Origin of the sequence: Klenkia terrae (assembly GCF_037083865.1) — a bacterium.
GTDB classification, from domain to species: Bacteria; Actinomycetota; Actinomycetes; order Mycobacteriales; family Geodermatophilaceae; genus Klenkia; species Klenkia terrae.
The window spans coordinates 102683-115896 of the sequence record NZ_JBAPLV010000014.1 but is presented as its reverse complement, the minus strand read 5'-3'; the positions used below and the strand labels follow the sequence as shown (position 1 = coordinate 115896).

Genomic DNA, 13214 nt, shown 5'->3' with positions numbered 1-13214 from the left:
ATCGGTGAGCGTCGATCGACGGCCGGCGGCGTCGAGTGAGCACTCAGCGCGGTCTGCGGGTGCTGGGAACAGCGCTCAGCGCACACTCGACGGCCGCGCCCGGTGCACGGGGACCCTCCGGGCACCTGATGGCACCGGGAGCACGGTTCCCGCCCGCTGCGGGGCGTGGATGAGGGCCGGAACCCCGGTCGGGGCAGACTCCTGCGCGTGACGGGGGTGCTCACCGGGTTCGTGGTGATCGGGGTGGTCATCGCCGTGGGGTACCTGGCCGCCCGGCGCGGGGTGCTGCCGCCGGGCGCGCAGCTGGTCCTGGCGCAGACCTCGTTCCGGGTCGCCACGCCCGCGCTGCTGTTCACCACGCTGGTCGCGGCCGACCTGGGGCAGATCTTCTCCGGCACCCTCTGGGTCACCTCCGCGGCCGCCCTGGTGTGCGCCGGGGCGATGGGGGTCGTGGGCGTCGTCCGCCGCTGGGGCGCCGGTCGGACGACGATCGGGGCGCTGGGCGCCGGCATGGTCAACTCCGCCAACCTGGGCATCCCGATCGCCGTCCACGTGCTCGGCGACGCCACCCTGGTCGCGCCGCTGCTGCTGTTCCAGCTCGTGGTGCTCGTGCCGGTCGCGGTGGTGCTGCTCGACCTCACCGGACCCGACGACGGCACCGCCCGCTGGGTCCGGCTGACCACCCCGTTCCGCAACCCGGTGCTGATCGCCTCGGTGCTGGGCCTCGTGGTCAGCGGTCTGGGCTGGACCGTGCCCGACCTGGTGCTGGACCCGCTGGAGCTGCTGGCCTCCTTCGCCGTCCCCGCGGTGCTGCTCGCCTACGGGGTCTCCCTGCACGGCGCCCCGGTGCCCGGCCGCGGACCCGAGCGGCGCGCGGTGCTGCTGGCCTCGGCGCTCAAGCTGCTGGTCATGCCCGGGGTGGCCTGGGCGCTGGCGGCCGCGGTGGGCATCGGCGGCGCCGAGCTGTTCGTCATCGTGGTCCTGGCCGCGTTGCCGACCGCGCAGAACGTCTACACCTACGCGGTCGCCTACGGCGTGGGCGAGCGGATGGCGCAGCAGACCGTCACCGTGACGACCGCCGGCTCGATCCCGGTGCTGCTGCTGGTCGCGGCCCTGCTCGGTCCCTAGACCGGTCTCGGGCTCTCTACGCTCGAACTTAGACAGCCGTAGAGATGGTCAGACCCGGTGCGCGTCGAGCCAGCCGACGACGTCGTCCAGGACCCGGTCCCGCTCGGGCTCGTTGTGCGGCTCGTGGAACAGCCCGTCGTAGACGGTGTGCGTGACGTCGGCCGAGGAGACCGTCGAGGCCACGAACTCGCTCGCCGCCGGCGGGACCAGCCGGTCGGCACCGCCGTGGATCACCAGCACCGGCATGGTCAGCCGGCGCAGCCGCTCGGGCATCGCGGCCACCGTGGTGATCATCTCGGCGCCGGTGCGGGCCCGGACCTTGCCCATCCGGTTCAGCGGGTCGGCCCGGTAGGCGGCCACGACGGCGGGGTCCCGGCTGACCGCGTCGGCGTCCAGGGTGAGGACGCCGAGGTCGGGCAGCAGCCGGCCCAGCACCGGGGCGACCTTCTGCTGCAGCGGGCTGGCCGAGCTGAGGTCCAGCGCCGCGGCCGACAGCACGGCACCGCGGACGGGCACCGACGGCGACCCGGTGAGGTGCTGGGCGGCGACCAGCCCGCCCATGCTGTGCCCGTAGACGAACAGCGGGACGCCGGCGTGCCGGCCTAGGGCGAGCCCGGCCAACTCGTCGACGCCGGCCACCGTCGCGGCCATCGAGCCGATGTTGCCGCGGCTGCCCGGGGACCGGCCGTGCCCCGGGTGGTCGGCGGCGTACGAGGCGTAGCCGGCCGCGGTCAGCCGCTCCGCGACGTGGGCGTACCGGCCGCCGTGCTCGTGCAGCCCGTGCACCAGGACGACGACCCCGGTCACCTCGTCGGGCACCCACCCCTGCCAGTACTGCCCGGTGGAGAGGTGCCCGTCCGTGTGCGTGGTCACGGCCGCAGCGTAGGTCCGCGCAGGCGGGGGTGGTCGCCGCTACCTTCTCCCCGTGTCCACGATCGTGAAGTTCGCGCTCCGTGTCGTCGTCCTGGCCGTGATCATCTACGTGGTCACCCAGCTGGTCTCCGGCATCACCGTCATCGGCAACACCGAGGGGACCTTCGGGGAGGTCGGCACCTACCTCTGGGTCGCGCTGCTGTTCGCCGTGGTCAACACCTTGGTCGGCCCGGTCGTACGGCTGCTGTCGCTGCCGTTCGTCGTCCTCACCCTGGGGCTGTTCCTGCTGGTCATCAACGCGGCGCTGCTGGGCATCACCGCGGCGATCAGCGACCGCCTGGAGGTCGACGGCTTCTGGACGGCGGTCGTCGGCGGCTTCCTCATCGCCCTGTTCAGCTGGATCGCCGAGCTGGTCCTGCCGCTGGAGGTCAAGCGCTGACCGTGGCGTGTTGGTGACGCGCGGCAGCGCAGCGCACTAGCGTCGGGTCATGGCTCGTCCCGGGACCGTCCACCAGCCGATCTCGACGACCCCGGAGCCCGCCCCGGACATCATCCGGCCCGCCGACATGGCCGCCCTGGAGGCCGCGCGCACCGAGAAGGCGCACCTGCTCGACCTCGCCGGCGAGGCGCTGGCCACCGAGGAGGTGCCCGAGCTCCCGGCCGGGCTGACCGACGACGACGTCCCCGCGGTCGTGCACTCCTACTTCCGCGGGGAGCCGGCCGCCGAGGTGGTCGGGCACGACCCGGGCTCGCTGGCCCGCCTGGCGCTGGACCACCTGGCCCTCGCCGCGGTCCGCCCGCAGGGCGCTGCGCTGGTGGCCGTGGACCGCACCGTCGGCGGTGCCTCGGTGCTGCGGGTGGTCACCGACGACATGCCGTTCCTGGTCGACTCGGTGGCCGCCGAGGTCGTCCGGCAGAAGGTCGTGCTGGACCACGTCGTCCACCCGGTCGTGTCCGTCCGCCGGGACATCGCCGGCAACCTGCTGCAGTTCTGCGACGGCGCCGACCCCGCCGACGCGATCCACGAGTCCTGGATCGCGGTCGTGCTGGCCGGCGCGATCGACGACGAGGCAGCCGACGACCTGGTCGCCGGCCTGCGCACCGTGCTGGCCGACGTCCGCGGGGTGCACGAGGACGCCGAGAAGCTCAAGGCCCGCGCCCTGGACCTCGCCCACTTCCTGGAACAGGAGAACGGGCACTTCCTGGACGCCGAGCCGGCCTCGACCACCGAGGACCCCGTCGACGACCCGCACGAGGCCGCGGCCCTGCTGCGCTGGATGGTCGACGGCAACTTCGTCTTCCTCGGCGCCCGCGACGTCGACCTGGTCGACGCCGGCGGCGAGGCGGCCACCACCGCCGTGCCGGCCAGCGGGCTGGGTGTGCTGCGCGCCGACACCGACATGAGCACCCCGGTGGTGCCGGTCAGCGCCGCGGCGCGCGGTGCGCTGGGACGGCGGGTCCTGGTCACCAAGGCCGACGTCCGCTCCACCGTGCACCGCCCGGCCTGGCTGGACGTCGTGGCGATCGCGCTGCCCGGGCCGCAGGGCTCGCGGATCCGCCAGCACCGGATCGTCGGGCTGTTCCCGACCGGGGCCTACACCGCCAGCGTCACCGAGGTGCCGCTGGTCCGCCGCACCGCCGCGGCCGTGCTGGCCCGCTCCGGGGTGGACGCCGGCAGCCACACCGGCAAGGAGCTGCTCGACGTCCTGGAGACCTACCCGCGCGACGAGCTGCTGCAGGTCGACGTGGAGGAGCTGCTGCCGGTCGCGCTGGCCGTGCTGCACCTGCGCGAGCGCCGGCAGACCCGGCTGTTCCTCCGCCGGGACCCCTTCGGCCGGTTCTTCTCCGCGCTGGTCTACCTGCCCCGCGACCGGTACACCACCGAGGTCCGGCTGGCGATGCAGCAGCTGCTGCTGTCCACCCTCGGCGGCTCCTCGATCGAGTACACCGCCCGCTCCACCGAGTCGGTGCTGACCCGGCTGCACTTCGTCGTCCGGGTGCAGGCCCGCCGCGGCGTCGCCGCGCTGCCCGAGGTCGACGTCCCCGAGCTGGAGCGGCAGCTGGCCGCCGCGGCCCGCAGCTGGACCGACGACCTGTCCGACGTCCTCACCGCCGAGTACGGAGTGGACGCCGAGCGTCGGCTGGCCCAGGTGGCCGACGCCTTCCCGCCCGCCTACCAGGCCGACTTCCCCGCCTCCACCGCCGTCGGCGACCTGGACCGGCTGGAGTCCCTGCAGCCCGGCGAGCTCTCGCTGCGGCTGTGGACCCCCCGCGACGCCGCCCCCGGCGAGCGCCGGCTGACCGTCTTCCGGGTCGGCGAGCGGCTGCTGCTGTCGGCCGTGCTGCCGGTGCTGCAGCACCTCGGGGTGGACGTCGTCGACGAGCGTCCCTACGAGATCGACCGGATCGGCGCCCCGCTGGCCTGGGTGTACGACTTCGGCCTGGCCACGCCCACGACCGACGTCCCGGCGCTGGACTCCCTCCCCCGCCGGTTCACCGACGCCGTCGCCGCCGTCTGGCGCGGGGACGCCGAGGACGACGGCCTGGGCGCGCTGGTGCTGGTCGCCGGGCTGACCTGGCAGCAGGTGGCCGTGGTGCGGGCCTACGTGCAGTGGCTGCGCCAGGGCGGGCTGCCGTTCTCCGCCGGCTACGTGGAGTCCGTGCTGGCCGGGCACCCGGAGATCGTCTCCGGCGTCGTCGACCTGTTCGCGGTCCGCTTCGACCCGCGGCAGACCGGCGACCGGGCCGGCGCCGAGCGCGCGATCGTCGACCGGCTGACCGACCGGATCGGGGCGGTCTCGTCGCTGGACGCCGACCGGGTGCTCACCGCGTTGCTGGCCGCCGTCCGGGCGACCCAGCGGACCACCGCCTACGTCGCCGGTGCGTTCACCGACGGCACCCCGCTGGCGATCAAACTCGACCCGCACGCGGTGCCCGACCTGCCCGAGCCGCGCCCGGCCCGCGAGGTCTGGGTGTCCTCGCCCCGGGTGACCGGCGTCCACCTGCGGTTCGGCGCGGTCGCCCGCGGCGGACTGCGGTGGTCCGACCGCCGGGAGGACCTGCGCACCGAGATCCTCGGCCTGGTCAAGGCGCAGACGGTGAAGAACACCGTCATCGTGCCCACCGGCGCCAAGGGCGGCTTCGTGCTGCTGCGCCCGCCGGCCGACCGGGAGGCGTGGCTGGCCGAGGGCAAGGCCTGCTACGAGCTGTTCATCGGCGCGCTGCTGTCGCTGACCGACAACCTGGTCGACGGCGCCGTCGTCCCGGCCGAGGGCGTGGTCCGGCACGACGGCGACGACACCTACCTGGTCGTCGCCGCCGACAAGGGGACGGCGACCTTCTCCGACCTGGCCAACGCCGTCGCGATCCGGCGCGGCTTCTGGCTGGGCGACGCCTTCGCCTCGGGCGGGTCGGTCGGCTACGACCACAAGGCCATGGGGATCACCGCCCGCGGCGCCTGGGAGTCGGTCACCCGGCACTTCCGCGAGCTGGGCATCGACACCCAGACCCAGGAGATCACCGTCGTCGGCGTCGGCGACATGAGCGGCGACGTGTTCGGCAACGGGATGCTGCTGAGCGAGCACCTGCGCCTGGTGGCCGCCTTCGACCACCGGCACGTGTTCGTCGACCCCACCCCCGACGCTGCGACGTCCTTCGCCGAGCGGCAGCGGCTGTTCGCCCTCCCCCGGTCCAGCTGGGCCGACTACGACCCGATGCTGATCAGCGCCGGCGGCGGCGTGTGGCCGCGGACGGCGAAGTCGGTGCCGGTCAGCGGGCCGATGCGCGAGGCGCTGGGGCTGGCCGAGGACGTCGAGCACCTGACCCCCGCCGAGCTGATCCGCGCCGTGCTGCTGGCCCCGGTGGACCTGCTGTTCAACGGCGGCATCGGCACCTACGTCAAGGCCACGACCGAGAGCGCCCTGGACGTCGGCGACAAGGCCAACGACGCGGTGCGGGTGGACGGCGAGCAGCTGCGCGTCCGGGTGGTCGGCGAGGGCGGCAACCTGGGGCTGACCCAGCGCGGGCGCGTGGAGTACGCCCGGGCCGGCGGGCGGGTGAACACCGACGCGATCGACAACTCCGCCGGGGTGGACACCTCCGACCACGAGGTCAACCTGAAGATCGCGCTGGGCGCCGTCCAGCTGGGCGCCGAGGGCCGGGCCGAGCTGCTGGCCTCGATGACCGACGAGGTCGCCGCCCAGGTGCTCACCGACAACTACGCGCAGAACGCCACGCTGGCCGCCGAGTCCGCCTCGGCCCGCAGCCTGCTCGACGCGCACACCCGGTTCATGCGGGCCCTGGAGCGCTCGGGCCGGCTGGACCGGGCGGTGGAGGCGCTGCCCGACGGCCGGGCGCTGTCCGAGCGGCGCCGCGACGGCCAGGCGCTGACCTCGCCCGAGCTCTCGGTGCTGCTGGCCTACGCCAAGCTCGAGGCGGACGCCGCGGTGCTGCACTCCACGCTGCCCGACGACCCGGCGCTGGACCGCCTGCTCACCGAGTACGCCCCGGGCCCGCTGCGCGAGCGGTTCCCCGACGCGGTCGCCCAGCACCCGCTGCGCCGGGAGATCATCACCACCGCGCTGGTCAACCGGGCGGTCAACGTCGCCGGGGTCACCGGGCTGTTCCGGCTGGCCGAGGAGACCGGCGCGCCGCTGGTCGCCGTCGTCCGGGCGCACGCGGTGGCCCGGGCGGTGTTCGACGTCGACCGGTTCTGGGACGCCGCCCGGCCGCTGGACAACCGGGTGCCGGCCGCCGTCCAGGTGCAGCTGCGCACCGAGGCCACCCGGCTGGCCGAGCGGGCCGCCCGCTGGCTGCTGCACCTGCCCGAGCTGTCCGCCGAGCCCGGGGCGCCGATCGCGACGGTGACCGCCCGCTTCGCCGGTGCGGTGGCCACCGTGGCCCAGCAGCTGCCGCAGTGGCTGCTCGGGGCCGATGCCGACGCCTACGCCGAGCGGGCCGCCGGGTTCCGCTCCGCCGGGGTGCCGGCCGACCTGGCCGCCACCGCCGCGGTCGCCCCGCTGCTGCCCGGTGCCCTGGACCTCACCCGGGTCTGCGAGGACACCGGCGCGCCGATCCAGCTGACCGGACGGGTCTGGGAGCACGTCGGGGCCAGGCTCGACCTGGTGCCGCTGCGCGAGCTGGTGATCGGGCTCCCCCGGGACCGCCGCTGGCCGGCGATGGCCCGCGCCTCCCTGCGCGACGACCTCACGGCCGAGCAGGCCGCGCTCACCGCCGAGGTGCTCCGCGGGCGCCGCGCCGACGACGAGGACCCGGGCGCCCTGGTCGCCCGCTGGGCGGAGCGCTGGGACACCGGCCAGCGCCGCGCCGCCGCGCAGCTGGCCGAGCTGGCCGCCGGCGAGGCGCACGAGCTGGCCGAGCTCGTGGTCGCCGTCCGCACGCTGCGGGGGTTGCGCGCCCGCGGCTGACGCCGCGCCGACCCTGCGGAAACATTGCGGAACGCTGCAGGCCGCAACGAGGGTGGCCGGTCAGGGTCGGTCCCGACGCCGGTGGACGCCGGTCGACGGAACCGACCTGGAGCAGCCCCCATGAGCGCCACCACGCCCCTCGCCCGCCGGACCGCCCGCTCGACCGGGGGCAAGATCGCCGTCTCCCTGTGCGTGGTCGGGGCGGCGGCCGCCGTCGCCGGGCTGGGTACGTTCGGCACCTTCACCAGCAGCACGAGCGCCACCGAGACGGTGAACACCGGCACCGTCTCGATCGCCCTCGGTGCGACCGGCACGGCGGCCAACCGGCTGTCGGTGACCGCGGCGAACATCGTGCCCGGCGACACCATCAGCCGGGCGGTGACGCTGTCCAACACCGGCGACCAGGCGCTGGCCACGATCGTGCTGAACACGACCGCGACCACCGCGAGCCTGCTCACCAGCGACGCCACCAACGGCCTGCAGATGACGATCGACGCCTGCTCCGTGCCGTGGACCGAGGCCGGGACGGCGCCCGCGTACACCTACACCTGCACCGGCACCACGACCCCGGTGCTCGCCTCCCGGCCGGTCCTCGGCACCGCCACCGCGCTGGCTGTGCCCGCAGCGCTGCCGGCCGCCGGCACCGCCAACCTGGTCGTGTCCCTCGCGCTGCCGCAGGCGGCCGACAACACGTTCCAGGCCAAGACCGCGGTCGTCGCCCTGGAGTTCGTCGGCACCCAGCGCGCCGGCACCGCCCGCTGACCCGGGCGCGCCCGCCCGCACCCCGCCGTCGACCGGGAGAGGAGCCCCGTGACCGCCGTCCTGCGCGCCCGAGCGGTGCTGCGCCGCCTGGCCGACCTGGTGCTGGTGCTGGCGGTGCTCGCCTTCGCCGCGCTGGCCGTCGGCCCGCACGTCCTGGGCTACCGGACGGCGACCATGCTCACCCCGAGCATGGCGCCGGGGATCGAGCCCGGCGACGTGGTCGTGGACACCGCGCTGCCGGTGGCCGAGATCGAGCCGGGGATGGTGCTCACCTTCCACATCCCGGTCGGTGACCGGCGCGTGGTCAGCCACCGGGTGGTGTCCGCCGACGTCCGGCCGGACGGGTCCGTCACGATCACCACCCGGGGCGACGCGAACGACGCCGCCGACCCGTGGACGGCGACCTTCGCGGCGGGGGACACCGCCTGGCGGGTGCGCGCCGTGGTCCCGGCGGTGGGCCGCGCGATCCAGCTGCTGCGCACCCCGCCGGTGTCCTACGCCCTGGTCTGGGGTGCGCCCGTCCTGCTGGCCGGGTGGGCGCTGGCCGCGGTGTGGCGACCGGCCCGGCCCGGGCGCACCGCGTGAGCACCGCCGGGGTGCGCCGGTGGACGCTGGTCCTCGGCGTGGTGGCCACGGTGGTGACGGGTGCCCCCGGGACGGCGTCGGCCCGGTTCACCGCGTCCGTCGTGGCCCCGGTCTCGGTCGGCACCGCGACGGTCGCGCCGCCGACCGGCACCTCGACCGCCGGGTCGACCAGCTGCAGCCTGCTGACCACCGGCTACACGGTGCGGGTGGGCTGGACGGCCAGCACCACCGCCCGGGTCACCGGCTACCGGGTCACCGAGACGGTCAACGGCAGCGCCCGCCCCGTCGTCACGGTCGGCGGCACGAGCACCTCGAGGGCGGCCACGAAGGCGGTGCTGAGCACCGCGACCCACAGCTTCTCGGTCGTGGCGGTCACCGACTACGGCTGGCTGTCCGTGCCCGGGACGGTGACCTACACGTGCTGACCGGCTCAGGCGACCAGCCGGTAGCCCACCCCGCGGACGGTGCGGAGCTCGGGGCGGCCGAGCCCGCCGACGGCGAGCTTGCGGCGCAGGTTGGACATGTGCGCCTCGACCAGCCGCAGGTTGCCCTCCCAGTCGCTGTGCCAGACCTCGTGCAGCAGCACCTCCCGCGGCAGCACCCGGCCGGGCCGGCGGGCCAGCGCGTGCAGCAGGTCGAACTCGGTGCGGGTCAACGGCACGAGGGCCCCGCGCACCCGGACCTCGCGGGTGGCCTCGTCGACCTCGAGGTCGCCCACCGTGGTCCGCGTCGCCGGCACCCGCACCGTGACCTGGCCGGCCGCGGGGCCGGCCGGCAGCGTGGCCGGGCGGCGAAGGAACGTCTGCACCCGGGCGGTGAGCTCGCGGGTGGAGAACGGCTTGGCCATGTACCCGTCGGCGCCGGCGGCCAGGCCGACCAGCACGTCGACCTCGTCGGCCTGCGCGCTGAGCAGCAGCAGGTAGGCGTGCGTCCGGGTGCGCAGCTCCCGGCACAGCTCGGTGCCGTCGGCGTCGGGCAGCTCCAGGTCCAGGACGACGACGTCGGGCGGCGCCGCGGCCACCTCCGCCCGGCACTCCCGCGCGGTCCCCACGGCCCGGACGCCGAGCCCGGCCCGGCCCAGCGCGCAGGCCACCAGCTCCCGGGTCTCGACGACGTCCTCGACGACGAGGACCGATCCCCGCGTCACCGCTGACCACCGGTCCGCGGGGCAGCCGCCCGGCGCGGGGCGCGGGAGGGGGACGGGCAGGGCACGGCATCCTCCGGTGGGTCTGGGCGCCGCGGCGGGCACCGGTGCACCCAGTCCAACGACCGCTCCGGGCACCCGCTCTGCCCCGGGCCCGGTGACCACCCCATCGGGTGCGGAACTGATCCGTCCGGTGACGGTGGGCGTCCCCGGCCACCCAGGGTGACCGCCGGGCGGTCAGCGCAGGCGGGCCAGCCGGAGCAGACCGACGACGACGGTGGCGACCGCGGTGGCGCCGGCGAGGACCAGCAGGACACCGCCGACGGCGATGCCGCTGCTCAGCCGGGGGTCGACGGCGGCCTGCAACAACCCCAGCAGCTGGCCGCCGCCCGCCTGGAGCACGATCCCGGCCCCGACCAGCAGCAGCCCGGTGCCGACCCCCACCCGGCGACGCTGCAGCAGCGCGCCGACGACCAGCAGGACGACGCCGGCGAGGAGCGCCAACCCGGCGGCCTGGAAGAAGGTGTCGCCGTTGATCGACTGGAGCAGCGGGCTGTAGCTCCCGATGCCGTCGCCGTAGCTGTAGTTGGGCAGGAACGCGCCGAGCAGGCCCAGCAGGGCGGTGACCAGGCCGAGCACCAGCAGCGGCACGCCGCCACCGTCGGCCCGCGGCGGGGGCCCGGCGGGCTGGTGGCCCCAGGGCGGCGGCTGGTTCCACGGCTGGGGCTGGTTCCAGGGCGGTGGCTGGCTCACCCGGACCATCCTGCCGGGTCGACGGCGTGCTGGTCGGCGTGCTGGTCGGCATCCAGGTGGGCATGGCTGCGCAGCAGCCGGCGCAGGGCCGCGACCGCCCGCTCGGTGCGCTCGGCCCCGCCGAACGCGGTCTGGTGCAGGACCAACGCGTCGATGGTGAGGAAGACCAGCTCGGCGAGGTCGGGGTCGCCCAGCCCGTTGCGCACCAGCTCCTCGCGCACCGCGGCGCGGTAGCGGGCGTTCACCCGCTCCATGACCGCGGCGATCTCCGGCCGGCGGCGGCCCTCCAGGTAGAGCTCGAACTGGAACGCCTGGACCTCGGGGTGCCCGGTGACCATCTCGACGATGCCCGAGGCCAGCTCGCCGAAGCCGAGGCCGGGGGAGCGCAGGTGGATGTCGTCGATGCTCGGGCCGACGCAGTGCAGCAGCGCCTCCTCGACGAGGGCGTCCCAGCTGCCGAAGTGGTAGCGGACCGACCCGTGGGTCACCCCGGCCGCGGCGGCCACCGACCGGTAGGTCAGGCCGCGCAGGCCCCGGGTGGCCGCGATGGTGACCGCGGCCTGCAGGAGGGCCTCCTTCGCCGTGCCGTACGGCACGCCCGCCATCCGCTCCTCCGTCCTCCCCACCCCGACCGGGACCGAGGCTAGAGGAGCCCGCCGCGGTCGGCGGTCAGCGCAGGCGCAGGATCCGGGCGTCCCAGGGCCCGAGGACGGCGTCGTCGTGGTCGGGCAGGTGGTCCCGGTTGCCCAGCACGAGCTCGTCGCCGACGGCCTCGGGCAGCAGCTCGGCCAGCGGGTACGGGGTGGCCGACACGTTGCAGACCACGAGCAGGGTGTCGCCGTCCAGGCTGCGGGTGAAGGCGTACACGTCCTCGTGGTCGGGCAGCAGCATCGTGAAGTCACCGAGCTGCACGGTGCGGTCCGCGTGCCGCAGCGCGATCAGCGCCCGGTGGTGGGCCAGCACCGAGTGCGGGTCCTCCCGCTGGGCCGCGACGTTCCACTCGACGTGGTCGGGGTTGACCCCGATCCACGGCGTCCCGGTGGTGAACCCGGCGTGCTCGGTGGCGTCCCACTGCACCGGGGTGCGGGCGTTGTCCCGGCTGGCCGGGCGCAGGGTGGCCAGCACCTCCTCCGGGTCGGCCCCGAGCGCGGTGGCCTCGGCGACGTGGTTGAGCGTCTCGATGTCCCGGAAGTCGCGGACCGAGGACCAGGTGGAGTTGGCCATGCCGATCTCCTCGCCCTGGTAGACGTAGGGCGTCCCGCGGTGGCCGTGCAGCAGGGTGGCCAGGCACGTCGCGGAGTCCCGTCGGTACGCGGGGGAGTCGTCGCCGAACCGGGACACCGCGCGCGGCTGGTCGTGGTTGTCCCAGTACAGGGAGTTCCAGCCGACGTCGGCCAGACCGGCCTGCCAGCGGCCGAACGAGGCCTTCAGGTCGGTCAGCCGCAGCGGCCGGTGGTCCCACTTGGACGCGCCCTGGTCCAGCTGCACGTGCTCGAACTGGAACACCATGTCCAGCTCGGCGCGGGCCGGGTCGGTGACCAGGCGGGCCTGCTCGACCGTGGCGCCGGGCATCTCGCCGACGGTGATCAGGTCGGCGTCCCGACCGGCGAACACCTCGCGGTGCATCTCGGCGAGGAACTCGTGCAGCCGTGGGCCGAAGAAGGTCGCCACGCTGCCGTCGCCATAGGGGGTACCGGGGATCGGCGGGCCGTCGGGGAGGTCGGGCTGCTTGCTGATCATGTTGATCACGTCCATCCGGAAGCCGTCGACCCCGCGGTCCAGCCACCACCGCATCATCTCGTAGACCGCCCGCCTGACCTGCGCGTTCTCCCAGTTCAGGTCGGGCTGCCTGCGGCTGAACAGGTGCAGGTAGTACTGGCCGGTCGTCTCGTCGAGCTCCCAGCAGGGCCCGGAGAAGAAGGACTGCCAGTTGGTCGGCTCGGCGCCCGGGGTGCCGGCGTCCATGCCCTCGCGGGCGTCCCGCCACCAGTACCAGTCGCGCTTGGGGCTCACCGTCGAGCTGCGGGACTCCACGAACCACGGGTGCTCGTCGCTGGTGTGGTTGACCACCAGGTCCATCACGATCTTGATGCCTCGGGCGTGCGCGTCGGCGAGCAGCGCGTCGAACTGGTCCAGCGTGCCGAACGCGGGGTCGATGTCCTGGTAGTCGCTGATGTCGTAGCCGTTGTCGTCCTGCGGCGAGCGGTACACCGGTGACAGCCAGACGACGTCCACGCCCAGGTCGGCCAGGTGGTCCAGCTTGCCGCGGATGCCCTCGAGGTCGCCGATCCCGTCGCCGTCGGAGTCGGCGAAGGAGCGGGGGTACACCTGGTAGACGACGGCCGAGGTCCACCAGGGCGGGTTCGCGGAGGTCACCAGCCCCATCCTGCCGACCATCCGGTCACCCCGCAGTCGCGCACCGTCCGCGCAGTCGCGGTTCAGATGCGTGCCGAGGCCGCACACGGGTCGGGGACGGCAGGGTGCCGGCGTGATCCGGTCGCGGGGGGCGGAGCCCTCCCGACCGGATCACTCGCAGCGGCTCA

At 74.9% G+C, this 13214-nt stretch carries 11 protein-coding genes; 6 read left to right on the top strand and 5 right to left on the bottom strand.

What is annotated here, in order from left to right; all coding sequences use genetic code 11:
- Window positions 1-207: 207 nt before the first annotated feature.
- Window positions 208-1128, top strand: a complete 921-nt coding sequence (locus UXQ13_RS13940; RefSeq protein ID WP_225233619.1) for an AEC family transporter — start codon at window positions 208-210, stop codon at window positions 1126-1128.
- A 48-nt stretch (window positions 1129-1176) separates the two neighbouring features.
- On the opposite strand, the gene UXQ13_RS13935 is transcribed toward UXQ13_RS13940, so the two are convergent.
- Window positions 1177-2001, bottom strand: a complete 825-nt coding sequence (locus UXQ13_RS13935) for an alpha/beta hydrolase (RefSeq protein ID WP_225233618.1) — start codon at window positions 1999-2001, stop codon at window positions 1177-1179.
- Between the two features lie 52 nt (window positions 2002-2053).
- Here UXQ13_RS13935 and UXQ13_RS13930 point away from each other — a divergent pair, with 52 nt between their 5' ends.
- The 5 genes from UXQ13_RS13930 (at window position 2054) to UXQ13_RS13910 (ending at window position 9199) form a co-directional block, all read left to right on the top strand.
- On the top strand, window positions 2054-2440 hold the full coding sequence (locus UXQ13_RS13930) for a phage holin family protein (protein ID WP_225233617.1): 387 nt from the start codon (window positions 2054-2056) through the stop codon (window positions 2438-2440).
- 49 nt (window positions 2441-2489) lie between these two features.
- Window positions 2490-7427 (top strand): NAD-glutamate dehydrogenase, encoded by a 4938-nt coding sequence (locus tag UXQ13_RS13925; RefSeq protein ID WP_336392456.1) that lies wholly within the window; start codon window positions 2490-2492, stop codon window positions 7425-7427.
- A 120-nt stretch (window positions 7428-7547) separates the two neighbouring features.
- A complete protein-coding gene (locus tag UXQ13_RS13920; RefSeq protein ID WP_225233615.1) occupies window positions 7548-8189 on the top strand; it encodes a TasA family protein in 642 nt (213 codons plus the stop codon).
- A 48-nt stretch (window positions 8190-8237) separates the two neighbouring features.
- The gene (locus tag UXQ13_RS13915; RefSeq protein WP_225233614.1) at window positions 8238-8774 is read left to right on the top strand and encodes a S26 family signal peptidase; all 537 of its coding nucleotides are present in this window, start codon (window positions 8238-8240) and stop codon (window positions 8772-8774) included.
- The gene (locus UXQ13_RS13910) at window positions 8771-9199 is read left to right on the top strand and encodes a hypothetical protein (RefSeq protein WP_225233613.1); all 429 of its coding nucleotides are present in this window, start codon (window positions 8771-8773) and stop codon (window positions 9197-9199) included. The genes UXQ13_RS13915 and UXQ13_RS13910 overlap by 4 nt, the downstream gene beginning before the upstream one ends.
- 5 nt (window positions 9200-9204) lie before the next feature.
- Here UXQ13_RS13910 and UXQ13_RS13905 read toward each other — a convergent pair whose 3' ends face one another.
- The 4 genes from UXQ13_RS13905 to UXQ13_RS13890 form a co-directional block, all read right to left on the bottom strand.
- Window positions 9205-9921: a response regulator transcription factor gene (locus tag UXQ13_RS13905; RefSeq protein WP_225233612.1), complete on the bottom strand. Its 717-nt coding sequence runs from the start codon at window positions 9919-9921 to the stop codon at window positions 9205-9207.
- Between the two features lie 234 nt (window positions 9922-10155).
- Window positions 10156-10671, bottom strand: a complete 516-nt coding sequence (locus tag UXQ13_RS13900; protein WP_225233611.1) for a hypothetical protein — start codon at window positions 10669-10671, stop codon at window positions 10156-10158.
- On the bottom strand, window positions 10668-11276 hold the full coding sequence (locus UXQ13_RS13895) for a TetR/AcrR family transcriptional regulator (protein ID WP_225233610.1): 609 nt from the start codon (window positions 11274-11276) through the stop codon (window positions 10668-10670). Before UXQ13_RS13895 ends, UXQ13_RS13900 begins: the two co-directional genes overlap by 4 nt.
- A 64-nt stretch (window positions 11277-11340) precedes the next feature.
- The gene (locus tag UXQ13_RS13890; protein ID WP_225233609.1) at window positions 11341-13047 is read right to left on the bottom strand and encodes a glycoside hydrolase family 13 protein; all 1707 of its coding nucleotides are present in this window, start codon (window positions 13045-13047) and stop codon (window positions 11341-11343) included.
- Between the last annotated feature and the right edge of the window lie 167 nt (window positions 13048-13214).

Bases quoted from the DNA above. Each gene is read 5' to 3' on its own strand.
- UXQ13_RS13895 (WP_225233610.1), bottom strand. From the start codon at position 11,276: ATGGCGGGCGTGCCGTACGGCACGGCGAAGGAGGCCCTCCTGCAGGCC.
- UXQ13_RS13925 (WP_336392456.1), top strand. From the start codon at position 2,490: ATGGCTCGTCCCGGGACCGTCCACCAGCCGATCTCGACGACCCCGGAG.
- UXQ13_RS13920 (WP_225233615.1), top strand. From the start codon at position 7,548: ATGAGCGCCACCACGCCCCTCGCCCGCCGGACCGCCCGCTCGACCGGG.